Origin of the sequence: Collinsella sp. CLA-ER-H7 (assembly GCF_040092345.1) — a bacterium.
GTDB lineage: Bacteria > Actinomycetota > Coriobacteriia > Coriobacteriales > Coriobacteriaceae > Collinsella.
Genome location: NZ_JBBNLT010000011.1, coordinates 29546 through 55161, shown reverse-complemented (window position 1 = coordinate 55161; position 25616 = coordinate 29546). Strand labels below are relative to the sequence as shown.

General features: G+C 64.2%; 21 protein-coding genes. 20 read left to right on the top strand and 1 reads right to left on the bottom strand.

Annotation, left to right across the window (positions count from 1 at the left end):
• The first annotated feature begins 12 nt into the window (after window positions 1-12).
• The 14 genes from AAAX75_RS07510 (at window position 13) to AAAX75_RS07445 (ending at window position 14907) form a co-directional block, all read left to right on the top strand.
• Complete coding sequence (locus AAAX75_RS07510; protein ID WP_215693032.1) at window positions 13-162, top strand: hypothetical protein; 150 nt, start codon at window positions 13-15, stop codon at window positions 160-162.
• Complete coding sequence (locus AAAX75_RS07505) at window positions 159-584, top strand: hypothetical protein (RefSeq protein WP_117800497.1); 426 nt, start codon at window positions 159-161, stop codon at window positions 582-584. The genes AAAX75_RS07510 and AAAX75_RS07505 overlap by 4 nt, the downstream gene beginning before the upstream one ends.
• Window positions 577-4602, top strand: coding sequence for a phage tail tape measure protein (locus AAAX75_RS07500; protein WP_349091648.1), 4026 nt, complete (start codon window positions 577-579; stop codon window positions 4600-4602). Before AAAX75_RS07505 ends, AAAX75_RS07500 begins: the two co-directional genes overlap by 8 nt.
• The gene (locus tag AAAX75_RS07495; RefSeq protein ID WP_349091647.1) at window positions 4603-7023 is read left to right on the top strand and encodes a fibronectin type III domain-containing protein; all 2421 of its coding nucleotides are present in this window, start codon (window positions 4603-4605) and stop codon (window positions 7021-7023) included.
• On the top strand, window positions 7020-8120 hold the full coding sequence (locus tag AAAX75_RS07490) for a hypothetical protein (RefSeq protein ID WP_227789965.1): 1101 nt from the start codon (window positions 7020-7022) through the stop codon (window positions 8118-8120). The genes AAAX75_RS07495 and AAAX75_RS07490 overlap by 4 nt, the downstream gene beginning before the upstream one ends.
• Window positions 8114-8341, top strand: a complete 228-nt coding sequence (locus AAAX75_RS07485; protein WP_227789966.1) for a hypothetical protein — start codon at window positions 8114-8116, stop codon at window positions 8339-8341. The genes AAAX75_RS07490 and AAAX75_RS07485 overlap by 7 nt, the downstream gene beginning before the upstream one ends.
• Window positions 8342-9112, top strand: a complete 771-nt coding sequence (locus tag AAAX75_RS07480; RefSeq protein ID WP_349091646.1) for a BppU family phage baseplate upper protein — start codon at window positions 8342-8344, stop codon at window positions 9110-9112.
• Window positions 9113-9122: 10 nt separating this feature from the next.
• Window positions 9123-10718 (top strand): hypothetical protein, encoded by a 1596-nt coding sequence (locus AAAX75_RS07475; RefSeq protein ID WP_349091645.1) that lies wholly within the window; start codon window positions 9123-9125, stop codon window positions 10716-10718.
• A gap of 362 nt (window positions 10719-11080) precedes the next feature.
• Window positions 11081-12301 carry an RNA-directed DNA polymerase gene (locus AAAX75_RS07470; protein WP_349091644.1) on the top strand — a complete coding sequence of 407 codons (1221 nt, stop codon included), beginning with the start codon at window positions 11081-11083 and terminating at the stop codon, window positions 12299-12301.
• Between the two features lie 258 nt (window positions 12302-12559).
• The gene (locus AAAX75_RS07465; RefSeq protein WP_252200017.1) at window positions 12560-12667 is read left to right on the top strand and encodes a CD1375 family protein; all 108 of its coding nucleotides are present in this window, start codon (window positions 12560-12562) and stop codon (window positions 12665-12667) included.
• Window positions 12667-13002, top strand: a complete 336-nt coding sequence (locus AAAX75_RS07460) for a hypothetical protein (RefSeq protein ID WP_227789971.1) — start codon at window positions 12667-12669, stop codon at window positions 13000-13002. Before AAAX75_RS07465 ends, AAAX75_RS07460 begins: the two co-directional genes overlap by 1 nt.
• 8 nt (window positions 13003-13010) lie before the next feature.
• The gene (locus tag AAAX75_RS07455; RefSeq protein ID WP_117800487.1) at window positions 13011-13244 is read left to right on the top strand and encodes a holin; all 234 of its coding nucleotides are present in this window, start codon (window positions 13011-13013) and stop codon (window positions 13242-13244) included.
• 56 nt (window positions 13245-13300) lie between these two features.
• Complete coding sequence (locus tag AAAX75_RS07450; protein ID WP_349091643.1) at window positions 13301-13843, top strand: C39 family peptidase; 543 nt, start codon at window positions 13301-13303, stop codon at window positions 13841-13843.
• A 2-nt stretch (window positions 13844-13845) separates the two neighbouring features.
• Window positions 13846-14907: a GH25 family lysozyme gene (locus tag AAAX75_RS07445; protein WP_349091642.1), complete on the top strand. Its 1062-nt coding sequence runs from the start codon at window positions 13846-13848 to the stop codon at window positions 14905-14907.
• Between the two features lie 776 nt (window positions 14908-15683).
• Here the strand turns inward: AAAX75_RS07445 and AAAX75_RS07440 are convergent.
• Window positions 15684-17771 carry a glutamine synthetase III gene (locus tag AAAX75_RS07440; protein WP_035136911.1) on the bottom strand — a complete coding sequence of 696 codons (2088 nt, stop codon included), beginning with the start codon at window positions 17769-17771 and terminating at the stop codon, window positions 15684-15686.
• Between the two features lie 426 nt (window positions 17772-18197).
• Between AAAX75_RS07440 and AAAX75_RS07435 the strand changes: the two genes are divergently transcribed.
• The 6 genes from AAAX75_RS07435 to AAAX75_RS07410 all read left to right on the top strand — a co-directional run bounded on the left by AAAX75_RS07435 (window position 18198) and on the right by AAAX75_RS07410 (window position 25552).
• Window positions 18198-19070, top strand: a complete 873-nt coding sequence (locus tag AAAX75_RS07435; RefSeq protein WP_118080934.1) for a methylenetetrahydrofolate reductase — start codon at window positions 18198-18200, stop codon at window positions 19068-19070.
• Window positions 19070-19858 carry a hypothetical protein gene (locus AAAX75_RS07430; protein WP_349091641.1) on the top strand — a complete coding sequence of 263 codons (789 nt, stop codon included), beginning with the start codon at window positions 19070-19072 and terminating at the stop codon, window positions 19856-19858. Before AAAX75_RS07435 ends, AAAX75_RS07430 begins: the two co-directional genes overlap by 1 nt.
• Before the next feature lie 9 nt (window positions 19859-19867).
• Window positions 19868-22417 carry a homocysteine S-methyltransferase family protein gene (locus AAAX75_RS07425; RefSeq protein ID WP_349091640.1) on the top strand — a complete coding sequence of 850 codons (2550 nt, stop codon included), beginning with the start codon at window positions 19868-19870 and terminating at the stop codon, window positions 22415-22417.
• A gap of 108 nt (window positions 22418-22525) precedes the next feature.
• Complete coding sequence (locus AAAX75_RS07420) at window positions 22526-23890, top strand: PFL family protein (RefSeq protein WP_117843357.1); 1365 nt, start codon at window positions 22526-22528, stop codon at window positions 23888-23890.
• Between the two features lie 316 nt (window positions 23891-24206).
• Window positions 24207-25094: a methyltransferase domain-containing protein gene (locus AAAX75_RS07415; RefSeq protein WP_349091639.1), complete on the top strand. Its 888-nt coding sequence runs from the start codon at window positions 24207-24209 to the stop codon at window positions 25092-25094.
• 158 nt (window positions 25095-25252) lie between these two features.
• Window positions 25253-25552 carry a YhbY family RNA-binding protein gene (locus tag AAAX75_RS07410; RefSeq protein ID WP_006234690.1) on the top strand — a complete coding sequence of 100 codons (300 nt, stop codon included), beginning with the start codon at window positions 25253-25255 and terminating at the stop codon, window positions 25550-25552.
• Window positions 25553-25616: the final 64 nt, after the last annotated feature.

Below are 25616 nucleotides of genomic sequence, written 5' to 3'. Positions count from 1 at the left end.
TCCCCATACGACATGGCGCGCCTTCTGGACGAGTACCCGTTCGTCTTCGAGGAGTGGCTGGCCCTGTTCGACCGACGCGGCGAGGGCTTCGCGGCCAAGCGCGAGAGGACGAGGGGCGAGCGCGTGCAGCGCCTGTTCGACCGCATGGGGAGGAAGAAATGAGCAGCTTGAGCATCAGGGTCGAGGGCCTCGCGGAGACGCTGAAGGGCCTCCGCGAAATCGACCGCGAGCTGCCGAAGGAAGTAAAGAGGGGGCTGCGCGAGGACGTGCGGCCCCTTTTTGCAGCCTATCAATCCTACGCGCGCGGCCTCGGCGGCTCCGGGCAGTACGCCGCCAACGCCTCGATGCGGACCATATCGGCGGGCGTGAAGATCGCCAACAGCGACCCCGGAGCAGGCCCCATCGAGTTCGCAAACCCCGGCGCGTTCTACCTGAACGGCCCCAGGGCGGGCAGGCGCATGGGCGTGCCCCATGCCGGGAAACCGCGCGCGCTCATGCGCGCCGTCGACGAATACGAGGACGAGGTGCGCGACCGCGTGGAGTCGCGCATCGAGAAAGTAATCCAGAGGTACCTAAATGGGTAAGGCATCAATCTCCATCGCCGTCACAGGCTCCTACAACGGCTCCGCGCTGGAGAATGCGGAGAGGCGACTCGACAGCCTATCCAAGAAGGCCGTGGCCGCCGGGGGCAACCTAGAGACTGTCGGCGGCAGGCTCGTGAGCAGCGGCTCCAAGCTGGCCAAGGCCGGAGGCGAGATATACAACTACGGCGAGCGCGTGGAGCAGGCCGGGCAGAAGATGATGCCCATCTCCGCAGCCATCGCCGCCGTCGGCGTGGCCACCGGTGCCGCAGCCGTCAAGATCGACACGTCCCTCACTGGCGTGCGCAAGACCGTGGACGGCACCGAGGAGCAGTACCGTCAGCTCAAGGAATCGGCCATCGAGTTCTCCAAGACCAACGCGGTGAGCGCCGACCAGATTCTCGACATCCAGGCGCTGGGCGCGCAGCTCGGCTTCTCCATCGACGAGCTGGACGAGTTCTCGCGCGTTGTATCCGGTCTGGACATCGCAACCGACATGAACGCCGAGCAGGCGGCAACCGAGCTGGCGCAGTTCGCCAACATCGTGAAGATGTCGCACAGCGACGTCAGCCGCTACGGCTCGGCCATCGTCAACCTCGGCAACAACCTCGCAACAACCGAATCGAGCGTCTCGTCCATGGGGCAGCGCATCGCCGCCGCATCCAACCAGGTCGGCATGAGCACGCCGGACATCCTCGGATGGTCCGGCGCCATGTCCTCCCTCGGCATCGAGGCCGAGGCCGGTGGCACGGCGTTCTCCAACACCGTCGCATCCATCGACAAGGCCGTGGCCACGGGCGGCGACGCGCTCGACTCGTTCGCGTCCATCGCCGGAATGAGCGCCGACCAGTTCGCCCAGAGCTGGAGGACGAGCGCCACCGACACCATGCTGGCCCTCCTCAAGGGCACCAACAGCGCCGAGAACATGACCGTGGCGCTGGAGTCCATGGGCGTGACCGGAATCAGGCAGACCGACGTGCTCAAGCGCCTCGCGGGCAACACGGACCTCGTGAGCCAGGCGCTGCAGGTTTCCAACGACGGCTGGCGCGAGAACACCGCGCTGCAGGACGAGGTCAACAACCGAAACGACTCCATGGCCGCCAAGCTGGAGATCCTGCAGAACAAAGTCACGGCGGTGGCCGAGGACATCGGCACGCCGCTGGTAAACGCCGCCACCGACGCCGTCGACGCGGCCGAGCCGCTGTTCGAGGCCGTCGAGGACGTGACGCAGGGCTTCGCCGACATGGACGAGGGCGCGCAGCGCAATATCATCGCGCTCGCCACCGTGGCCGCAGCCGCCTCGCCGTTCCTCACCACCACGGGCCGAATCGTCAAGACCGTTGGCAACGCCGTCACGGCCGTGGGCAAGGCCAAGCAGGAGTGGGGCGTCTACGCCGACGCGCTGACCACCACGAACGCCTCGGCGCTGAAGACCTACAGCAGCAACAAGAAGTTGAGCGAGGCCCTCGAGAAGAACCCGGCGGCCAAGGCGGCCGGAGGCGTCGAGAAGTACGTCGAGGCCGTGCGCAACGCCAACAGCGACACGTCCAAGTACCACGCGGCCGTCCGCAAGCTGTCGAACGAGCAGAAGAAGGGCAGCAAGGCCAACGCCGAACTCGTCGAGAACCTCAAGAAGGAGGTCGTCGAGAAGCGCAACGCCATGAACCAGTCGAACGGGCTGGTGAACGGATACAGGCAGGAGGCCGCAGCGGCCAAGACGTCCGAGGCCGCCACGAAGAGCCATGCCGCCGGACTCATGATGTGGGCGAAGGCCGCAGACGTGGCCAAGCTCGCCCTCGCCGCCGTCGGCCCGGCGCTCGTGATCGGCGCGGTGGGCATGTTCATCCAGAGCGTGGAGGACGCCAAGAAGCACGCGGACAACCTGAAGGCATCGACCACCGAGCTGGAGGCCGCCGCAGCGGGCGCAAAGAACGAGGTCAAGGATGAGGCCGGGGCCTTCGACGTCCTCACGGGCTCCACGGGCAGCGCCAAGGCCGACATCGACAAGATGCTCGAGAGTCAGGCGCAGCTCGCCAGCACGCTCAAGGAGACCAACACATCGGCCGCCGCGCAATCCGCACAGCTCACGGCCGCGTACGACACCATCAGGGAGTACGCGAACAAGAGCGACCTAAGCACCGAGGCACAGGGCCGCCTGCGCGCTGCGGTCGATACGGTCAACTCGATGTGCGGCACGCAGATAAGCGTCGTCGACCAGGCGAACGGCAAGCTCGCCGACGAGCACGGCGCAATCAGCGACGTCACCGGAGCGCTCGGCGAGTACGTCGAGAAGAAGCTCGAGCAGATCAGGGTGGACGCGCAGCAGTCGAACCTCACGGCCCTGTACGAGCAGCAGGCGCAGGACATCCAGACGCTCGCCGTGGCCCAGAAGGACTACAACGACGAAGTCAACCGCTGCATGAAGAACAACCCGCAGATGACGCGCGAGCAGGCCGAGCTGACCATGAGCTACTCGAAGCAGGGCAAGGCGCTTGACGAGGCCAAGGCCGCGCTCGGCGCGGTGAACAACTCCATCGACACCGTCACGGAGAGCCTCGGCGCATCCGTGGCCGTGGCAGACGGGGCCACCGCGAGCGTGAAAGACCTCGCTGCGGCGTCCCCGGCCGTCTCCTCCGCGTTCCTCGGCCTCGGCGGCGACATCGGGCAGTTCTGCGACGACCTCCAGAGCGCCGGAATCAGCGTCGAGGACTTCCAGAGCCTTAACGACGAGCAGTTGATTAAGCTGTCCACCTCGTGGGACGGCACCACCGGGAGCATCATCAGGGCGCTCGGCGACATGGGCATCAAGTGCAAGACGCAGGGGCAGGCGGCGGCCGACAACTGGGCCAGCGGCCTAAGCGTGGGCGCGCAGAGCGCCATCGCCTCGGCCCAGCAGGTCACCGGTTCCACGCTCGAGGAGTTCAAGCGCAGCTGCGACGACTACGGCATCGCCGGAGACGCAGCGGTGACGGCCTTCGCCAACGCGCTCGCCCAGGGCGACACCTACGACGTGGCTGCGGCAAAGGCAAGTGAGGCCGTTGGCGGCCTCGACGAGGCCAAGCAGGGCAGCTCCGACGCGGGAACCCTCGCCGGAGCGCTGTTCGCCGAGGGAATCACGACCGGAGGCGCGCCGACCGAGGGCAACGCGGCAGCGCTGGCCGCAGCGCTGGCGGGCGGCATCTCCGCCGCCCCCGGCGACGCATCCGCGACGGGCAACTCCGCCGGAGCTGGCTTCGCGCAGGGCATCGCCGACAACACGCAACAGACATCCAGCAACGCCGCAGGACTGCGAGCGGCCGTGTCCGGCGGCATCGCCCCGGCACCCGGCGACGCATCCAGCACGGGCACATCGGCGGGCGCGCTGTTCGCCAGCGGCATCGGCTCCGCGTCCAGAAGCGCGAACGCCAACGCGCGCTCGCTGGCCAGCAACGCCAAGTCCGGCGTCTCCTCCTCCCCCGGCGACCTCGGCGGCACGGGCAGCTCCGCCGGTTCGAACTACGCACGGGGCGTCGGCTCGGCGGCGTGGGCATCGAGGTCGAGCGGCTCGTCGCTCGCCAGCAGCGCCTCCTCCGGCGCGAGCGGGTGGAGCGCGTACACGAGCGGCTCGCATCTCGGCCAGCAGTTCGCCAGCGGCATCGGCTCGGCGTGGAACTCCGTCCGCAGCTTCGCAACGTCGCTGGTCAACGCGGCCAAGAGCGTCATGGGATTCTCCGTGCCCGAGGACGGCCCCTGGTCCGGTGCCGAGAAGGGCGGCGAGACCTCTGGACGCCACCTCGGCGAGAACTTCGCCCACGGCATGCTCGAGGCCCGCGCGGACGTGAGGGACAGCGCCAAGCGCCTCATGGCCACGGCGCAGCTCGACGGCAACGCGGCCTACACGGGCAACGGCGGCACCAAGACCACCGTGGTCAACAACTACTACTCGCTGGGCGACGTCAAGATCGACGCCTCCTCGATAAGCGAGTTCATGACACTCAACGACTTCTTCCAGACCGTCCGCAAGGCGAAGGCAGGGATGTAAATGGCATGGGGCAACGAGGTCTGGCCTACGGGCCAGACCGCCTGGAACACATATATCGAGTGGAAGATCAAGGAGTACGGCGAGAACTCCTGCTACGTGCAGGTCAAGTACAGCTCCTACGTCAAGTGCGGCGACATGCGCGGCACCATCGTCAACCGCTCGTGGGGCGGCCAGTACCGCATGTACGGCCCCGGCTGGTACGGCGATAGCGGCTGGCTCGACGTCGGCTGGGTCAACTACGGAGACCCCGTCACGCGCGAATGCTCGGCGTGGTACACGGGCTATTCAGGGACCTTCCGCAAGTCGACGTGCAGGGACACCTTCAGGCCCTCGGCCCCGGTCTGGACTCCCCAGACGCCGAGCAACGCCAAGGCCGTGCGCAAGTCCCAGACCCTGAACGTCATCACGTGGACGCGCAACACCACGGCCGCCCGACCGTACGACGGCATCTACGTCGACCGCCAGACCGACGGCGGCGAGTGGGTGAACATCGCCAAGCCGGGCGGCGACAAGACGGAGTACAGCGACGACACCGTGCGCCCGAACCACACGTACCGCTACCGAATCGGCGCGTACAACACGGCCGGAAACGCCGGTGGCCACTCCTACACCGAGACGCTGCGCAACCCGCCGGAGAAGCCCGCAGCGCCGAGCGGTGCCAAGGTCGAACGCCTGAACGACGAGAAGAACCTCATAACGTGGGCCAACCACGCCACGGACGAGGCCCCCTACTCCGAGGTGCGCATCGAGCGCAGCACGGACGGGGGCGGCTCCGTCCAGATCGCACACGTGAGCGGCTCCGCCTCGTCCTACACAGACCCGACGTGCTCGGCCGACCACTACTACCGCTATCTGGTCCGCGCGTACAACGAGAGCGGCTACTCCGAGCGCGTCATGACCGACCGCACATTCAACACGCCGTCCGCGCCGTTCAAGCCGAGCGGCCAGCGCACGGGAGACATCTCCGTCGAGCTGACCATCCCTAACCTGTCGCGCACCGCGAGCTCCACCGAGATTCAGCGCTCGCGCGACCGCAAGGACTGGACCACCATCGCCACGGTGACCGGCAAGGCCCTGTCGTTCGGCGACAACCCCGGCGGCGGCACGTTCTACTACCGCGCGCGCAACTTGCGGGGCAGCCTCGTCTCCGCGTGGTCCGAGCCTTCCGAGGCCATCGTCACGATCTGCGCCCCGGCGGCACCGACGCTCCTCACGCCGACGAGCGGCGAGGTACTGCTCGTCTCGCAAGGCAGGGTCACGTTCACGTGGCACCACAACCCCATCGACGGCTCCGCGCAGAGCGCCGCCGAGGTCCAGTACTCCACGGACGGCACCGCATGGAAGACGGTGACGGCCGCGACGGCCCAGAGCGCGAGCGTGCCGAACTTCCCGCTCAACTCCACCGTCTACTGGCGCGTGCGCACCAAGGGCGTGCACGCCGACTTCGGACCGTGGTCCGGCAACAGCTCGTTCCACGTTCGTCAGCCCCCGCAGCTCGCCTTCGACGCGCCCGGCCAGACCGTGCGCAACGTGCCGGTCGGCGTGAGCGTGCAGTACGTCGACGCATCCGGCGCGCTCGCGGCCATGGCCGTGGCCATTACCGATATGGGCGGCAACGTGCTCTACGAGGAGGCGCTCGGGACCTCCACGGCCACGAGCGTCACCAAGGACGAGTGGATGCCGGAGGACGGCGGCGAGTACCGAATCGTGGCCACGGCGCGAAGCACGAGCGGCCTGCAGTCTACGGCCTCCATGCCCTTCCGCGTTGAGTTCGAGCTGCCGCGCCGCGCCTCCCTCCGCATCGAGGCCGACATCGAGCGCGGATACGCCGAGCTGCAGTGCATCGTAGACAACAACGACGAGGGGCAGGACGTCGAGAGCCTTAGCATCTGGCGCGTCACGCGCGACGGCGAGAGGCTGATCGCCTCCGACCTGTCCGACGGCTCGTCGGTGGTCGACCGCTACGCGCCGCTGAACACCGAGTATAGCTACCGCGTGGCGGCGTATGCCGCCTCGGGTGCATCGAGGGCGACGGAGCACCCGGGCAGCATCAAGACGCCCTACTGCTTCGTCTACTACGGCGACGGCCTCATGGCCCGAGCGCAGTTCGACCCGACCGAGCAGCGCAACCTCGAGCGCGCCAACCGCACGCTCGTGCGCTACGCGGGCAGGTCCCATCCCGTCCTATACGACGCGGGCGGCATCAGCGACACCCGTCCGCTGACCGCGCACGTCATAGGCGAGGAGGAGGTTCGCGCCTTCGAGGACCTCATCCTCTACCCGCGCGCCATCTTCAAGAGCGTGGCAGGTGACGTGTTCCACGTCGCCGCCGACGTGAGCGTGAACCGCGACCCGTGCATGCCGACGACGCATGCCGACATCAGCCTCTCGCTGACGAGGGTGGACGGTGAGGCCCTGTGATCTGGACAGGTTTCCGGCAGGAGTCGTACATCTACCGCCGCGTGACGTGGCCCGGCCTCGTCGAGGCCGAGGACTACGGCATGTTCACGGGCGGGCGGCTCACGCACTCCGCGCTATCGCAGCTCCGCTCCCAGGGCACGCTCGACTTCTCCGGCAGCGCCATACCAGACGAGCACGACCTCGTGCGCGTGTACTACCAGATGGAGGACGAGCGCGGCGAGGCGGGGACGTTCGCCCTCGGCACGTACTTCTGCAGCATCGGCACGCCGAAATACAACGGGCCTCTGGTATCCGGCAGCGTCGACCTCGAATCGACGCTGCGCCTCGCGGTCAAGGGGAAGTACGGCCGCTACTACACGGTGAAGGCGGGGACTAACGCGGTCGCGCACGCCGACGGCATCTTCAAGCGCCTCGGCCTCCGGACGAACGAGCCGCGCTGCGACTACGTCCTGCCGAGGGACGTGGTGTACGAGCCGGACGACAGCTGGCTGAAGATAGCCAACGACCTCCTCGCCATGGCCGGGTTCGCATCGGCCTACCCCGACGCATACGGAGTTATCCAGATGGTCCCGTACGTCGAGCCGCAGGCGCGCAAGCCGGTGCGCACGTTCAACGACGGCGAAGACTCCATCATGCTCCCCGAGGTATCCAGATCGGACAACGCGGACGACATACCCAACGCCGTGTACCTGACCTACGAGACGGAGGAGGAGAGCCTCTGGGCCGTGTGCCGGAACACCGACCCCAACTCACGCGCGTCCATCCCGTACAGGGGCTACGAGGTCCCGCTCGTCGACCAGGTGACGGAGCTCACGGGAGCCACCAAGGACGAGCGCCTAGATGCCCTCAAGGCCAAGGCGAAGACGAAACTCGTGGACAACTCCTCGTCCATCGAGTACGTCGAGTGGGGCCACCCGTGGGTACCGCTGCTGCCCAACGACGCGGTCGGCATCGACTATCTCACCGCCGGGCTAAATTGGCGCGGTGCGATAACGGAGCAGGAGATAGAGGTCGGAGGCCACTGCGCGGTGACGGGCAAGGCCCGCCGCTTCATCCGCTCCGGCTTCGTCACCGAGACGGAGGGAGGGTCATGGTAAGCGGCCACGAGCTGTACGAGCTGCTGTTCGGCGGGACGGGCGCAAAGGAGTCCCACACGTGGGGCACCGTCGCCGCAGTCAACAAAGACGGGACCGCCGACGTGCGGCTCAACCCATCCATATCGACCACCTGCACGTGCCTGGCCGAGGTGAAGGCCGGGGACCGCGTGCTGGTGCTCGTGTTCAAGCAAGGAGCAGTAGTGCTCGGGAAGGCGGTCTAGATGCTCATAGACCTCACGCTCGACATCGAGAAGGGCACCAACCGCTTCTCGACGCTCGACAACCCCATCACGCTTCGGCAGCAGGACGCCGAGGCGTACGTGTTCAACGTCAACCTGCGCCAGGGGGGCGCGGTGCTCGACCTCACGGGCATGACCGTGCGCTTCTACGCGCTGCGGCCGGACGGCGGGAAGGTCATCGACGGCGAGAACGTCGCGGTGCTCTCCGCGCCCGACGGAATCGTGCAGTACACCGTCCCCGCCAAGCTCACGCAGGCGGCAGGCGACATACCGACCTCGTACATCCGCATCAGCTCGGGCGACTGGTCCGCATCCACGGGCAACATCGCCATCAGGGTCGTGGCCTCGGTGGCCATCGAGGCCACTGGCGGCGACTACATCCCAGAGATCGACCACCTCATCAACGCGCTCGAGGCGCAGCGCGTCACCTACGGCAACGCCGAGGATGTGCGCGCGTCCGAGTGGCAGGCGATCATGGACGAAGTCTCCAACGCGCGCGGCCGGGCGAACAGCGCCGCCGACCGCTGCGAGGCCGCGCTCGCGTCGCTCAAGGTCGACTACGACGACCTGACGGACGACACAAAGGAGAAGATCGCCGCCATGGCGAGCGCCGGAGTGGTCTTCGCCACGCACGCGGAAATCGACGAGGCGTTCGAGTCCATCATCGCCCCGGCAATCGGCACCGACACGGTCCTCGAAGGCCTCACCCAGGAGGACTACGACTACGCCTTCGGCAAGGTATTCGGCCAGTAAAGGAGAAATAATGGCAGTACAGGTAAACAAGGTCATGACGTTCGGCGACACCGTCGACCTCATCACCAAGGTGCACAAGGCCTCGGCGAACCCCGTGGCCGTGGCTCCGCACTACGACGGCACCAAGGGCGAGTACGACAACCTCGGCGAGTGGTTCAGCCTGCGCCGTGACGGCAAGGTGTACGGCGTCGACATCCCCGAGTACACCTACTCGAACGACCCCAAGGGCATCAAGACGCGCGACAACGTCGGCCTCGTGTGCCAGCCCGCCACCAACACCACGGCGGGCCGCGACGACTACTCCAAGCTCAACGCCTTCGAGTACTTCACCGTGAACGGCACGGTCGACGACAGCGGCAAGTTCCACTGCACGGCCATGAAGGGCGACGGCCGCTTCAGGGCCGACGGCTCCAACGGCGACGTCTGGGTCATGGCCTGCCCCGGCTACTACAGCATCACCCGAAGCAACGGATACAAGCGCCTGCTCTACTCCGACACCAAGTACGAGGGCATGAGGCCGCTGCCGGGCCAGAAGTACGCCGACGGCACCGAGCGCCCGCTCCTCGTCTTCTCCCCCTATCTCGCGTGGTGCGATTCCAACAACGTCCCCCACAGCTACTCCGGCAAGGTCCACACGTTCCAGTTCGGCTCGCACGACACGGGCATCAGCTACAGCAAGAAGAAGGGCGCTGGCTACACGGGCCGCACCGTAGCGGACAACTTCTATATCCAGCTCATGCTCATGCTCAAGTACGCCACGCAGGACCTCCAGAGCCTCGGCGGCTGCACCGACTACGCGAACCAGTACAAGGTCCTCGAGGCCGAGACGGGTGTGAACCGCGTGCTGCTGCCGAAGGCGGCGGCCGACTACTTCCTCGTCGGCTCCACGCTGAACTGCGGCCCGAACAGCGACCAAGGAGCGACCGCAGGCCAGTCCACGTTCGCATACCGCACCGTCACCAAGATCGAGACGATGGGCGACCGATGCGCGGTCTATGTCGACGGCGCACCGTTCACCACGGCCGTCGACGATTACGTATCCGCGATGCCGTGGAAGACGGGCACGTGCGACAACCTGCTCGGCACTGACGGCTACCCCATCGCGGGCAAGCCCAAGCAGCGCCAGCCGTACCGCATCCAGGGCATCGAGGTGCTCTGCGGAGCGTACGAGCCGCTGTGCGACGTGATCGTTAATCAGGTCAAGACGTCGGCCGACGAGGGCCATTGCGAGCTGTACAAGTGCTTCGATTCGCGCAAGTACTCCTCGGCCCTCGACGCCAACCACGTCAAGCTCGACCTCGAGCTGCCCGCGCGCGACAGCAAGACCAACGGCCAGTGGATGTACAACGAGGACTGGCAGGAGTCCGCGAAGTGCCCCGGCCTCCTCGTGCCTACCGGTTCCAAGGGAACCTCCACGACGGGCACCTGCGACGCGATATATTCCGACCCGATCTCATCCCCCGGCCTGCGAGAGCTGCTGTGCTTCGGCACTCTCAGGCATGGGTCTATGTGCGGTGCCTTCTGCGGCAATTCGGGCAACAGGCTCGGCGACTTCTGGTGGCACTTTGGCGGTCGGCTATCTGGCCTGGGGGTCACCATGGCCTAGCCATGGTGCGGGGGTGAAGCGCAAGCGAGGGGGCAGCGCCCCCTCATCACCCCTCCCAGGCCCCTTGGGGGTTCTCGGCGGTAGCCGCTTGGTTCTCGGCCTTCTGCAGTGCTTCGGCAATCTCAGGAATGGGTCTATGTACGGTGCCTTCTACGGCAATTCGAACAACAGGCTCGGCGACTTCAGGTGGAACTATGGCGGTCGGAAATCTGGTCAAACGCGGAACACGCTCGTCGAGTCCACCCGCTTCGAGCGGGCATGCCCCGTCAACTGACGAAAATATCAACCCCACGGCGTTTGGTAGCCAGGCGGCGAAGAACGCCAAAACCAGATAGGACACAATGAGGCGTTACTGCAAGCGCGTGGACATCGAGGACGAGGGCTTCTGCCTCGCCGCTGTCCGCGACTTCCTGCGAGGCAAGAGCGGGCGCAGGGAGGTGCAGGCGCTTCTGGACGAATACGGAGGCGAGGAGGAGCTGGCGCGCTCCCTCGCCGCCGAGATACGCGAGCGGCGCGTCACGGTCGCACCCATCCAGTACTTCAACCGAATCGAGCCGATCAACGGCAAGCACCGGATAATCGGGCGCGAGACGCCGAAGCACCAGTGCTTCGACTACATCGCGGTGAACGGTCTAGCCGAGATGCTCATGGCCAAGATAGGCGACTACCAGACGGCCTCCATACCGGGGCGCGGCCAGATATTCGCCAAGCACGCCATCGAGAAGTGGATACGCGAGCCGAGGACCAAGTACTTCATAAAGCTGGACATCCGCAAGTTCTACCCGAGCATCGACCAAGACGTGCTCCGCGCCATGCTCGCGCGCGACGTGAAGAACGAGGCCCTGCTCTACCTCGTCGGCGTCCTCCTCGACCAGTTCCCGCACGGCCTGAACATCGGCTCGTTCCTAAGCCAATACCTGGCCAACTACTACGCCTCGCGCGCTTACCACTACGCGCAGGAGCGCCTGCGCAAGACGCGCGTGAACAGGCGCACGGGCGTGGTGACGGACAAGCGCCTCGTGGACCACGTGCTGTTCTACATGGACGACATCCTGCTCATGGGCCACGACAAGCGCGATCTCAAGATGGCCGCGCGCCGCCTGTCCAAGTTCGTGAGCGACGAGCTGCACGTCGAGCTGAAGCCGTGGAAGGTGTACGCCGTCGACAAGGAGCCGCTGGATATGGTCGGCTTCGTCTTCTACACGTACAAGACCACCATCCGGCCGGGCATCTTCCTGCGCGCCAGACGGGCATTCATGCTCGCCGGGCGGTCGGAGGTCATACCACTGCCGCTGGCCCGGCGCTGCATCAGCTACTACGGCTACCTGAAACACAGCTGCAGCAAGGGAGTTATCGAGAAATATCACGCCGAGGATACATTCGCACGGTGCAAGGACGTCGTGAGCCTTGCCGAGACCGAGAGGAGACTCGATGAGAGTTTATTCGACGGCGGAGCTTCAGGCCGTGGACTACCACGAGCGCCCGGACGGCTTCGCGGACATCAGGCTGCGCCGCAACATCCAGAAGGTGACGCGCGAGCAGATCGACCCTGCCGGAGAAGCCACCGTGGAGTGGCAGGCTGACGAGCAGTACGTCCTCGCCGCCATCTCGAAGGACGAGGCCGCCGAGGCGTTCGACCAGCTCTGGGAACAGGCCGTGCGCGACGGCATGACCCTCGACGAGCGAATCGACGAGACCGAGCAGAGCGCCAGCGACAGCGGCGACGCCCTCGCGGAGCTCGGCGACATGGTCGCGGAGCAGCAGTCGGCAATCGAGGACCAGGAGGCCGCACTGGCCGAACTCGGAGACCTCGTGGCGGCAATCAAGGGAGGTGAGCAGCAATGGCGAAGATCTACTACCGCCAAGTCAAGGCCGGAAAGCGCACCATCGACGAGGTGCCGGAGCTTTGGCGCGAGAAGGTTCAGAAGATGCTGGACGAGGAGGCCTGATGCTCTCCACCGTTATCAGCGGACTGACGCTCGCGGTGGTGACGGGCCTTGCCGGGTATCTCGGCAGGCAGCTGCATGACATCCGCAAGGAGTACTCGGCCGTCATATCCGCGCAGCGCTCGCAACTAAAGGCCTCCATCGTGCGCAGCTACGAGGAGGCAGAGGCCCGGGGCTACATCACGGCCATGGAGCTGGACACGCTCAACAAGCGCGCCGACAACTACGCGCTCCTGCATGGAGACACGTACATCGAGACGATCAGGGCGCACGCCAACACCATGGACATACACGGCAGCATCCCCGAGCACACGCACCCAGAGAACCACAATGGTTAGGAGCAACTATGAACAAGGACGCACTCAAGCGCTGGCTCATCGCCGCAGGAGTCCGCGCCGTGAAGACGGCGGCCCAGACGGCCGTGACGCTCATCGGCTCGACCGCCGTGGCCATCACGTCGCTCGACTGGGGCCAGATCGCGGCCGTGGCCGCATGCACCGCAGTGGTATCGGTACTCACCTCGATCGCCGGAGTCCCGGAGGTCGAGGAGGGTACCTCGCCGTTTGCGATGCGGCACTAGCGCTACTCGCGGCATCCGTGCTCGTCTTCCTCTCTCTCGAGCTAGGGATGCCGCAGGTGCGGACGGCCGGAAAGGCGATACCGACCGTCTACGACAAGGACGCCCCAGCGCAGGTCCCGACCTACCTCCAGACGGACGAGCGCTGGGGCGCTCTCCCCTATGCTGGGGACGACATCGCAACGAGCGGCTGCGGCCTCACAAGCGCGGCCATGGCGTACACCCGCCTCACCGGCGAGGAGTGGACGCCCCTGCGGCTCGCGCTGACCGTCGGCGACACCTGCACCACGGACGGCCTGAACGACATGCAGAAGTTCTGCACGTGGATGTGCGCGAACGACGGGAGCCTGTCGAGCACGGGCCTGCTCTACGACCAGCAGGAGGCGCTCGGGTATGCGGAGTGCGGCTGGATGGTGTTCGGCTCCATGACCGGCCAGCTCCACGAGGGCGGGAGGGCCTACGGAGGCCACATCGTGCTCATATGCGGGTGGGACGGCAGCACGGCCGACATCCGCGACCCAGACGAGGGACAAGTGAATCTGAACACAGACGAGTTCGCCCGCGTCTCGTGGGCGTACTTCATCGCTATAGGGAGTGATTGACGGTGCAGGGCATCGACATCAGCAACTACCAGAGGGGCATCGACCTCGACAAGGTCCCGTTCGGCTTCATGATCTGCAAGGCGACCGAGGGCACCGGAATCGTCCACGACACCTGCGACGGCTTCGTCCAGAAGGCCAAGGCGCTCGGGAAGAAGTGGGGCTTCTACCACTTCCTGAACGGCGAAGACCCGGTGAAGCAGGCCGAGTTCTTCGTATCGCAGACCAAGAACTACTTCGGCAACGGCGTGCCCGCACTCGATTACGAGATGTACGGCATGGTCCACGGTGCCGCAGGAGCCAAGAAGTTCCTCGACCGCGTCCACGAGCTGACGGGCATCCGCTGCGCGGTCTACATGAGCCGCAGCGTATGCACCGAGGACGACTGGAGCGCCGTGGCCAAGGACCATCCGCTGTGGGTCGCACAATATGCAAACACGGAGCGCACGGCATACCAAGCGACCCCGTGGCTGCCCTCCGGCGGCTTCGGCGCGTGGGACGAGTGCGCGCTCCACCAGTACAGCTCCAACGGCCGCCTCGACGGATACGACGGGCCGCTCGACCTGGACATCGCGCACCTCGATGCGGACGGCTGGGACAGGGTGGCGAACCCCAAGGGCCTGCCCGTGCCCGATGCCAAGCCGAGCGAGACGGCCCCGCAGCCGCAGGAGACGGCGCTCGAGCTGGCCGCCCGCGTCATGGACGGCACCTACGGCAACGGCGACGCGCGCAAGAAAGCGCTCGGGGACCGCTACGACGAGGTGCAGGAGTTGGTGAACTACGTCCTGAAGACGGGAGCCACGGAGCTGGCTGACGCGGTAATCCGTGGGCAGCTCGGCAGCGGAGAGCTTCGCAAGCGCGTGCTCGGCGGGCGCTACGCGGAGGTGCAGGGCGTGGTCAACGACCGCCTCGGGGCGTCGTCCAAGAAGACCTACACGGTCAAGAGCGGCGACACGCTCTCGGGCATCGCCGCCAAGTACGGCACGGACTACCGGACGCTGGCCAAGGTGAACGGTCTGGCGAACCCGAACGTGATCTACCCCGGCCAAGTGCTGGTGGTGGGATAGCCAAAAGTAAAGGGGAGGCTCCTCGCGGGACCTCCCCTTTTTCAGTAGTTGCTATTTTAGGCGGCCCGAGAAAATCTGATGAACACGGAGCGCCCGAGCGCCAGTACCTGGGTTCGACTATCTTTTGAAACGGGCACCACAGAATCTGAGAAGCCCGTTACCAATTCGGTAGCGGGCTTTTTGCTACCCATGCGCCGGGATTCGAACCCGACAGGGTGCGGAGCTGAGGAAACGCGCAAGCGTTTTCCAGCGTAGCACGCAAGGAGCGAAGCGACGCAGCGAAAGCGGGCGGCGCCAGCCGCACGCGGACATCCCGCTGGGGGCACCATTTGAATTGAAGAGCCCGTTACCCTCGCGGTAGCGGGCTTTTTGCTACCCATGCGCCGGGATTCGAACCCCGAGGGCATTAAATCACACTGTCGTCCAAGGGCCTGTGGGCAAAAAATAGCAAATATGAGTACTGTTACCAATTTAGTAACAGCGATTTCATGCCATCAGAAGGCGATTTAGACGCCAGGGGTCCTACGGCGGAAGAATTGCAGGCGTTTATCAGCTATGTACTTGGACATATGTTGCGTAACAACCCATATTTTGTAAATAGATAATGCTACAGGACTTGTGACAGTACTCATATTTGACGTTTTTTGCCCACGACCCCTTATTACGTGGGCGAATCAGTTGCAAAACGGACTCCTAAGCGTCCTTCGCAATCAAAAAGCCGGGGCCCGCGCGATGCGGACCCCGGCTCAATACCGTGACGATATGTCAGTTACGCTCTACACGTAGAACAGGATGTCGTCGTAGGTCGGGACCGGCCAGTAGTCGGCTGCCACGATCTCTTCCATGGCATCCACGGCGGCGCGCAGCGTATCCATAGCGGGAACGACCTCGTGTGCATACACATTGGCCTGTTCCTGGCCATCGAGGGCCTCGGCCTTCTGATGCACGGCGTCGAGCGCCTTAATGGAGTCGTTGATGGCAGTGATACCGTTGCAGAGCTTGTTGAGCGTATTCTGCTCGCACTGCATGGCGGCCTCGGCGCCGGCAGCGCGAATAGTCTCAAGGCCCTTAGCGACCTTGGTGGCATAGGCGGTAATGACCGGGCGATAGGTACGACGCGCCTCGCGAACCATCGTGGTAGCCTCGATGTTCATGAGCTTGTTGTACTTCTCGAGCTTGCAGTCGTAGCGGCACTGAGCCTCGGCCTTGGTCAGGACACCCGTCTCCTCGAAGAGCGCGATAGCCTTATCGGAAACAAAGGCGGGCAGGGCATCGGCCGTGGTCTTGTTGTTGGCAAGGCCGCGCTTCTCGGCCTCGATGGGCCACTCGTCGGAGTAACCGTCGCCGGAGAACAGGATGCGCTGGTGATCGGTCAACACCTTCTTGCAGTACTCGAGCGCGGCATCCTGGAACTCATCCTCGGGCGTACCCTCAAGCGCGTCGGCGAAGGACTTGAGCGACTTGGCCACGGCGGCATCGAGCACCAGGTTGGAGTCGGAGACGTTCTGCTCGGAGCCGCAGGCACGGAACTCGAACTTGTTGCCGGTGAAGGCAAACGGGGAGGTGCGGTTGCGGTCGGTGTTGTCCTGCATCAGCTTGGGCAGGGTATCGGCGCCCAGGTCGAGCACGCCGCGCGTGGCATGGACGGAAGCCTTGCCATCGATGATCTTCTCGACGACCTCGGTAAGCTGGTCGCCCAGGAAGATGGACATAATCGCCGGAGGAGCCTCGTTGGCGCCCAGACGATGGTCGTTGCCGGCCGAGGCAACGGAGGCACGCAGGAGCTCCTGATAGTTATCGACGGCCTCGATCACCGCGGTGAGGAAGACGATGAACTGTAGGTTGTCGAGCGGGGTGTCGCCCGGATCGAGCAGGTTCTCGGACTCGGTGCCAAGCGACCAGTTGTTGTGCTTGCCCGAACCATTGATGCCCTCAAAGGGCTTCTCGTGCAGCAGGCAGACCAAGTCGTGGCGGGAGGCGATGAGCTTCATCTTCTCCATCATGACCAGATTCTGGTCGATGGCCTCGTTGACCTCGCCATAGACGGGGGCAAGCTCATGCTGGCAGGGAGCAACCTCGTTGTGCTTGGTCTTGGCGGGAATGCCAAGCGCCCACAGTTCATCGTCCAGGTCCTTCATATAGGCCGAGACGGTGGGGCGGATAGCGCCAAAGTAGTGCTCCTCGAGCTCCTGGCCCTTGCAGGGAGCAGCACCAAAGAGGGTGCGGCCGGTGATGACCAGGTCCTTGCGCTTGCGGTAAGCGTCCTTCTTGATCAGGAAGTACTCCTGCTCGTCGCCCACGGAAGGAACGACCTTCTTGGGAGTCTTACCGAACAGCGCCAAAACGCGCTTAGACTCACGCGAGAGCGCGGTCATGGAACGCAGCAGCGGGGTCTTCTTGTCCAGGGCCTCGCCCGTGTAGGAGCAGAAAGCCGTGGGGATGCACAGGACATCGTCCTTGATAAAGGCGGGGCTAGTGGGGTCCCAAGCGGTGTAGCCACGGGCCTCGAAGGTGGCGCGCAGGCCGCCGTTGGGGAAGCTGGAAGCATCGGGCTCGCCCTGGATGAGGTTCTTGCCCGTAAACTTGGTAATGGCGGTGCCGTCGTGGTTGGGCTCCAGGAAGCTGTCGTGCTTCTCGGAAGTAATGCCCGAAAGAGGCTGGAACCAGTGCGCGTAGTGCGTCGCGCCCTTGGAGATGGCCCAGACCTTCATGGCATGGGCAACGGCGTTGGCCACATCCAGGTCGAGCGGCTCACCGCCCTCGAGGGTTGCAGCGAGGCGCTTCCAAATGTCCTTGGGGAGGTAGTCCTTCATGACTTCCTCAGAGAACACCATGGTCCCGAAGCGGTCAGTAAGATCGGCCATACGGAACTCCCTTCGTATCGGCACCGCGTGAGAAGCGGTGTTGATTACTAACGAACGAGTCATAGCTTAGACTCGCCGTGTTTCCGCGACATTACCGTTATGTTGCTGTCGCGAAACCAATCAATGAGGTTACCCTATCGAGGCGGCGTTGCCACCCTCAACAGCCAATCAACTGCATAAATTGCAGACCTCTCCCCATGGTTTAAGGGTAGTCAATTTGGGATGGAGCTCTATTAACTGGTATTTTGCATCAGATACCAGTCTTTATAGTCCGTGCCTAGATTAGCCGCTCTGTTATAGAGAAAGCCGATAGCAAGGCATCTTTGATTGGTATCCCCGAATAACGAGTGAAACTCCACCGTGACACAGTGGTGCTGTAGAATCCTTACAACACATCACACTATTACGTATCTAGAGGAGCACGATATGCGCGTCGACGAGGTTTTTAAGCAGGCAGCATCCCAGGGCACCGCGCCCGTTTCGTTTGAGATGTTCCCGCCCAAGGGCGAGCTCACCCTCGACACGGCTCGCGAAGTGGCAGGCAATCTGTGCAAGCTTTCGCCGAGCTTTGTCTCGGTCACCTGCTCGGCCGGCGGCTCGGGCAACGGTGCCACCACCGCCCCCATCGCGCATATGATTTCGAGCGAATTCGACACGCCCTCGGTGGCACACCTCACCTGCGTGGGCCGCACCCACGCCGACATCGCCGCCAAGATCGACGAGTATCGCACCGCCGGCGTTGAAAACATTCTGGCCCTGCGTGGCGATCTCCCTGCCGGCGCGACCGAGGACGACAAGCCCGCCTCCGACTACGCCTACGCCCGCGACCTCATCCCCGAGCTCGTCGACGCCGGCTTTTGCGTGGGCGCCGCAGCCTACCCCGAGGGCCACATTGCCTGTGAGGATCTCAACCTCTCGGTCGAACACCTCAAGCAAAAACAGGACGCCGGCGCAAGCTTCTTTGTGACGCAGCTCTTCTTTGATAACGAGTGCTTCTACCGTTTTCGCGAGCTTGCCGACAAGGCCGGTATCACCGTGCCCATTACCGCGGGCATCATGCCGTTTATGGGCAAGTCGCAGATCAGCCGCATGGTCTTTATGTGCGGCGCGTCGCTGCCCTCCCCCGTCATCAAGATTCTCGCCAAGTACGAGAACGACCCCGAGAGCCTGCAGGCAGCCGGTGTAGATTATGCCGCCCGCCAGCTTTGCGACCTCAAGGAGCACGGCGCCGACGGCCTGCACCTGTACACTATGAACCGTCCTGCGATCGCCGCGACCATTATGGAGCGCCTGGGGTAATGGAAAAACCGCACATCGATACAACCGCTGTCGAAGTGCCGGCCGACCTTGCGTCGCCGGCGCTCTACCGTATCGATGCCGCGCACCATCCCCGTGTCGACCGTGCCGAGATGCTGCGGTATCTGGGTTACGGCGGCCAGCAGATTGAGCCCGAACTGTCACGACGTATTGAGCTTGTGGTCGAGCGCCTTGAGCTTGACATTGAGCCCCGTGGCGTGCGCCGCGTATTTGCCGTCGATGCCACAAGCGTGGACGAGCAGGGCAAGCCTTGCATCCGTCTGGTCGGCACCAATGTTGAGCTGCGCGGTCGCGATATCTATCGACATCTTAAGGACGCCCGTATGGCTGCGCTCATGGCATGCACCCTCGGCATGGATGCTGAGCGTCGCCTGCGCACCACGGGAGCCCAACATCCCCTAGAGGGCGCCGTGCTCGACGCCGCGTGCTCCGCTTACGTGGAAGCCGCCGTTGAGCAAATGGACCAGCAGGTCAAGACGGACGCCGCCGTTCATGGACTCGCCGGCAACTGGCGCTTTAGTCCCGGCTACGGCGACTGCCCGCTCTCGGCCCAGCGCTCGATCGTCAATGCGCTCAACGCCACGCGGCTCATCGGGCTTACCGTCACGCCAACCAGCCTGCTCATGCCCACCAAGAGCGTGACCGCGGTGATTGGTCTGTTTGACGGCGAAGTCCACGACGCCCAGAGCCGCCCCACCTGCAATATCTGCCGCATGCGCGAGCACTGCCGCTTCCGCGCCGCCCACACCACCTGCTATTCCAGCCATTAGGAGCCCCCGATGTTTACTCCGCTTATCACTCATGATTCTGACGGCACTGCATTGGCGGCACCCGTTGATGCTGCACGCCGTAATGGCGCTGCATACAAGACGCGCACAATCGACGACCTTCGCATTAAGGACGATCGCCTGCGCGCCGCCATCGAGGGCACGGGGCACCTGCTGTTCGACGGCGGCATGGGCACCATGTTGCAAGCGGCCGGCATGAAGGCCGGCGCCCTGCCCGAGTTGCTCAACTTTGAGGAGCCCCAGGTTATCACCGATATCCAACGTCAATATGTCGAGGCCGGCTGCGACGTGATTACCGCCAACACCTTTGGCGCCAACGCCCACAAGCTCGACGGCGCCGCCACCGTGGCAGATGTCTTTGCCGCCGCTGTCGCCTGTGCCCGCGAGGCCGGCGCCCACTACGTCGCCGGCGATATCGGTCCCATCGGCGCGCTGCTTCGCCCCTTGGGTACCCTCAGCTTTGACGAGGCCTATGACCTCTTTGCCGAGGAAGTGCGCGCAGGCGTCGCCGCGGGTGTGGACCTCTTTATTATCGAGACCATGACCGACCTGGCCGAGATCAAGGCGGCGGTCCTCGCCTGCCGCGAGAACTCCGACCTGCCCGTCTTTGCCACCATGACCTTTGAGGAAGACGGCCGTACCTTCCTGGGCACGAGTCCCGAGGTCGCCGCCATCACGCTCGACGCCATCGGTGCCGACGTTTTGGGCATCAACTGCAGCCAAGGACCAGCCGAGCTTCGAGGACTCGCCGCGCGTATGCTCACCGTTACCGACAAGCCCATTATGGTGCAGGCCAACGCGGGACTCCCCCACGTGGACGATGACGGCAATACCGTCTTTGATATCCAAGCCCCCGAATACGCCGAGGCCGTCGCCGGCATGATCGAGGACGGCGTGAGCGTCGTGGGCGGTTGCTGCGGCACCACGCCGGCGCACATGGCGGCCTTGTGCACGTTTATCGATAACCACACGCCCAGCCCGCGCCACCGCAAGCCCAGTATGTCGGTCACGAGCGCCCAAACGGTCGTGGATCTTCCCTGCGACGGCCACAAGATCGCCGTCATCGGCGAGCGCATCAACCCCACCGGCAAAAAGCGCCTGCAGCAGGCCCTGCGCGACGGCGACCTGGACTACGTTGTGAGCCAGGGCATCAGCCAGCAGGAACAGGGCGCCGACATTCTGGACGTCAACGTGGGCCTGCCCGAGATCGACGAGGTCAAGATCATCCAACAGGCGACCGAACAGCTCCAGGGCTCCACGCTGCTGCCGCTGCAGATCGACTCCACCGACCCCGCAGCCGTCGAGGCCGCCGTGCGCCGCTACGCCGGCAAGCCCATCATCAACTCGGTCAATGGCAAGCAGCAGATCATGGATGAGATCTTTCCGCTGGTCGCCCACTACGGCACCAACGTCGTCGGCCTTACGCTCGACGAATGCGGCATCCCCGATACCGCCGAGGCTCGCTTCGCCATCGCCGAGCGCATCGTTGCCGAGGCTGCCCGCTACGGCATCGGACCGGACCGCATCCTCATCGACTGCCTGGTCATGACCGCCTCGACCAATCAACGCCAGGCCGAGCAGATCCTGCGCGCCATGTCCCTGTGCAAGGAGCGTCTGGGCGTCAAATGCGCGCTCGGCGTGTCGAACATCAGCTTTGGCCTGCCTGCCCGCCCGCTGCTGGGTTCGGTCTTTTTGGCCGCCGCCTTCGGCGCGGGCCTGGACGCCCCCATCATGAACCCGGGCTCCAAGCGCTTTATGGATACCGTCTACAGCTATCGCGTCCTGAGCGTTGAGGACGAGGGCTCGACCGGATACATCGAGCGCTATGCCGGTTGGACCGATCCGTACAAGATTGCCGCCAACCCGGCAGCGGCTCAGGCCGCATCGACCGACACCGTGCCCGCCGCCGGCACCGCCGGCAACGACGGCCCGATTCGTCGCATGGTCGTCTCGGGCCGCAAAGGCGAGATCGCTGCCGAGACCGAGCGTCTGCTGGCAGACCACGACGCCATGGACCTCATCAACAATCACTTTATCCCCGCCCTCGACGAAGTTGGCGTCCTCTTTGACCAGGGCAAGTTCTTCTTGCCGCAGCTTATGGCCTCGGCCGAGGCCGCACGCGTGGGCTTCGACACCATCAAGCGCCTGATGCCCGCCGGCGAGATTGCCGACAAGGGCAAGATCTGCGTGGCCACCGTCAAGGGCGACATCCACGATATTGGCAAGAACATCGTCAAAATGCTGCTCGATAACTACGGCTACACCGTCTTTGACCTAGGCCGCGACGTCGACCCGCAAGAGGTGCTCAAGACCGTGCAGGAGCGCGATATCAAACTCGTCGGCCTCTCGGCGCTTATGACTACCACGGTCGTCGCCATGGAGGAGACCATCAAGTTGCTCCATGCCGAGGTTCCGGGCGTCAAGATCATCGTGGGCGGCGCCGTACTCACCCCCGAATACGCCAAGCAAATCGGCGCGGACTACTACGCCAAGGACGCCGCCGAGAGCGCTCGTATCGCCGAAGAGGTCTTTGGGCAGTAACACAACGGAAACAACCGAACACCAAAACGTGCCGCATGCGCCACTTGGCACGTGCGGCACGTTAAAATAGATAAGACTATGCTCGTTTTGGCAGATAGGAGCGCAAGGATGGCGATCACGCCCGCAGAAATCGCGGAAACCCGCGGCATGGTTGAGGAGCAGAACCTCGACATCAGGACCATCACCATGGGTGTTTCGCTCATGGGTTGCGGTGACGAGAACCTCGACCGCATGTGCACGAAGATCTACGACCACGTGACGCACACGGCTGAGCATCTGGTCGAGACCGCCGAGAACCTCGAGCGCGAGTACGGTATCCCCATCGTCAACAAGCGCGTTTCCGTCACCCCGGTGGCGCAGATCGCCGCGTGCTGCAAGGATGAGGACCTCACCCCCATCGCGCATGCCCTCGACCGCGCGGCCGAGACGCTCGGCATCGATTACCTGGGCGGCTTCTCCGCACTCGTCCAGAAGGGCATCGGCGACGCCGACCGCCGCGTCATCCAGTCCATCCCCCAGGCGCTCGCTACCACCAGCCGCGTCTGCTCCAGCGTCAACGTCGCCAGCCTGCGCGCCGGTATCAACATGGACGCCGTGCTCATGGCCGCCCAGACCATCATCGATGCCGCTAAACTCACGGCCGACCAGGATTCCGTCGGCGCTTCCAAGTTTGTCTGCTTTGCCAACATGGTCGAGGACTCCCCGTTTATGGCGGGCGCCGTCCACGGCGGTGGCGAGGCCGACGCCGTCATCAACGTTGGTGTCTCGGGCCCCGGCGTTATGGCCGCAGCCCTGGAGACACTGCCCGATTCCGCATCGATGATGGAGGTCGCCGAGAAGATTAAGCAGACCGCCTTTAAGATCACCCGCGCCGGCGAGCTCATGAGCCGCGAGGCAGCCCGCCGTCTGGGTGTCGAGAAGGGCATTGTCGACCTGTCGCTGGCTCCCACGCCTGCCATCGGCGACTCCGTTGCCCGCATCCTCGAGATCATCGGCGTGGGCACCTGCGGTGGCCCGGGCACGACCTGCGCGCTCGCCATGCTCAACGATGCCGTCAAGAAGGGCGGCGTCATGGCCAGCTCCAGCGTGGGCGGTCTCTCCGGCGCTTTCATCCCCGTGTCCGAGGACGCCGGCATGATCGCCGCCGTCGAGGCCGGTGCGCTTTCGCTCGAGAAGCTCGAGGCCATGACCTGCGTGTGCTCCGTTGGCCTGGACATGATCGCCATCCCCGGCGACACCCCGGTCGAGACCATCGCCGGCATTATCGCCGACGAGATGGCCATCGGCGTCATCAACAACAAGACCACGGCCGTCCGCGTGATTCCCGCCATTGGCAAGGGCGTGGGCGACTGCGTCGAGTACGGTGGCCTGTTTGGCCGTGCGCCCATCATGCCGGTGAACCCCAATGCCGGCACCGTGCTTGCCCACCGTGGTGGACGCTTCCCGGCACCGCTGAATTCGCTGAAGAACTAGCTGAGGGGGACTGGCGAGGAGCCCCGGGGAGGGCAAATATATAAGGTCGCCTGCTCGGACAGTCCTGACTCGCACGGAGAGCACATTAAGTGCTCTCCGGCTCGTGCAGAACTCGCGATCGACCTTATATATTTGCCCTCCCCGGGGCTCCCGCACAACGGGACCTCAGTTGGGGTCTATCCCGGTTGCAGTTGCTTCGCTCCTGCACCACTTGGCTGGTGCGGCGGTTTGGCGTTGGAACGGTTCTTTTCTGATATATGCTGGTTGCGGCTCTTCTTTGGGGGGAGTCGCTTTTTTGTTGCTAGGAGGTTGGCCCGTGGTTGATGGGGAGAATCGTTCTGAGCTGCTTTCCACAGATTGGAACCAGGAGTGGATGCAGATGCAGGCCGCTCGGCGGCGAGCTGATGATTCTTTTGAGTGGGATAAGCGGGCTCGACATTTTCGACCTCTTGAGACTGCTCCGTATGCCCGGGATTTTATGAAATTGCTGGCTCTTGAGCCTGGTGAGTCGGTGCTTGATATGGGGTGTGGAGCTGGGTCGATTGCTATTCCGCTTGCTCAGGCTGGGCATCCTGTGATTGCGGCTGATTTCTCCCCCGCCATGCTGGGCACGCTTGATGCCGGCATTGAGTACTACGGGCTCGAGGGGCGCATAACGCCGCTTAAGCTTGCTTGGGATGATGATTGGGATTTGGTTGGACCGGTCGCGAAAGCGGTGGATGTTGCCTTTGCCAGTCGGTCGGTTACGACGACCAATCTAAAAGGTGCGCTTGCCAAGCTTGATCGTACGGCTCGTCGGCATTGTGCTGTCACGATGGTCGCCAACTCCAGCCCGCGCTATGATCTGCACTTGATGAACGCTATCGGTGCCTCGGTTACCTGCAGTAATGGCTTTGTGTACGCCTTCAACATCCTCATTCAGATGGGTGCCCTGCCGCAGGTCACGTACTTTGAATCGCCTCGTCGCGATACCTTCGACAGCCTTGAAGCGGGCGTGGCGGATTTTTCCCGTATGCTCGAGCATGGCAACGAGGATAAGATCGACCGCCTGCGTGACTACATCGCTCAACACATGATTGAGAACCCCCATGCCGGTGAGCCGGGTTCCAAGGGCGTGCCGCAGGGGCGCTATATGCTCGATCATGTCCGCAAGGTTCGTTGGGCGTTTATTGCATGGGAGCCGGTCTCTGCGCTCAGCTCATAGCCTGTTCGCAGCCCGCACCGTCCACCCGCCCGGCATCCGCATTCTTTGCGAACTGGGCAAACGCGCTCCACACCGCGCCGTTCCTGCGCTATCGTGGGACAGCTCACGTAGATTAAGGCCCCGTCGCGGGGCGCCCCATACATAGAAAGCGAGAACCCATGGCACTGACAGGAGCCCAGGTCAAGCAGCTTCGCAGCATGGCCCATCACCTCAACCCCGCCATCATCATCGGCAAGTCCGACGTCAACGAGGGCACCGTCGAGCAGACGGTCGCTTACCTGGAGAAGCACGAGCTCGTTAAGTGCTCCGTGCTCGATGGCTCCAGCCTTTCCGCCCGCGAAGCCGCCGAGGAGCTCGCCGAGCGTTGCCACGCCGAGGTCGTCCAGGTCATCGGCCGCAAGTTCTCGCTGTATCGCGAGTCCTCGCGCAAGGACATCGAGAAGATCAAGCTCGTCTAAGAGCCAATGATCCGGCGATCCAACACATAGCAAGCTTACGGGTGCCCAAGTACTTCGGGCGCCC

Coding starts and splice junctions, on each gene's coding strand:
- AAAX75_RS07510 (WP_215693032.1), top strand. CDS start 13: ATGGCGCGCCTTCTGGACGAGTACCCGTTCGTCTTCGAGGAGTGGCTG.
- AAAX75_RS07505 (WP_117800497.1), top strand. CDS start 159: ATGAGCAGCTTGAGCATCAGGGTCGAGGGCCTCGCGGAGACGCTGAAG.
- AAAX75_RS07500 (WP_349091648.1), top strand. CDS start 577: ATGGGTAAGGCATCAATCTCCATCGCCGTCACAGGCTCCTACAACGGC.
- AAAX75_RS07495 (WP_349091647.1), top strand. CDS start 4,603: ATGGCATGGGGCAACGAGGTCTGGCCTACGGGCCAGACCGCCTGGAAC.
- AAAX75_RS07485 (WP_227789966.1), top strand. CDS start 8,114: ATGGTAAGCGGCCACGAGCTGTACGAGCTGCTGTTCGGCGGGACGGGC.
- AAAX75_RS07480 (WP_349091646.1), top strand. CDS start 8,342: ATGCTCATAGACCTCACGCTCGACATCGAGAAGGGCACCAACCGCTTC.
- AAAX75_RS07475 (WP_349091645.1), top strand. CDS start 9,123: ATGGCAGTACAGGTAAACAAGGTCATGACGTTCGGCGACACCGTCGAC.
- AAAX75_RS07465 (WP_252200017.1), top strand. CDS start 12,560: ATGGCGAAGATCTACTACCGCCAAGTCAAGGCCGGAAAGCGCACCATC.
- AAAX75_RS07460 (WP_227789971.1), top strand. CDS start 12,667: ATGCTCTCCACCGTTATCAGCGGACTGACGCTCGCGGTGGTGACGGGC.
- AAAX75_RS07455 (WP_117800487.1), top strand. CDS start 13,011: ATGAACAAGGACGCACTCAAGCGCTGGCTCATCGCCGCAGGAGTCCGC.
- AAAX75_RS07440 (WP_035136911.1), bottom strand. CDS start 17,771: ATGGCCGATCTTACTGACCGCTTCGGGACCATGGTGTTCTCTGAGGAA.
- AAAX75_RS07435 (WP_118080934.1), top strand. CDS start 18,198: ATGCGCGTCGACGAGGTTTTTAAGCAGGCAGCATCCCAGGGCACCGCG.
- AAAX75_RS07430 (WP_349091641.1), top strand. CDS start 19,070: ATGGAAAAACCGCACATCGATACAACCGCTGTCGAAGTGCCGGCCGAC.
- AAAX75_RS07425 (WP_349091640.1), top strand. CDS start 19,868: ATGTTTACTCCGCTTATCACTCATGATTCTGACGGCACTGCATTGGCG.
- AAAX75_RS07420 (WP_117843357.1), top strand. CDS start 22,526: ATGGCGATCACGCCCGCAGAAATCGCGGAAACCCGCGGCATGGTTGAG.
- AAAX75_RS07410 (WP_006234690.1), top strand. CDS start 25,253: ATGGCACTGACAGGAGCCCAGGTCAAGCAGCTTCGCAGCATGGCCCAT.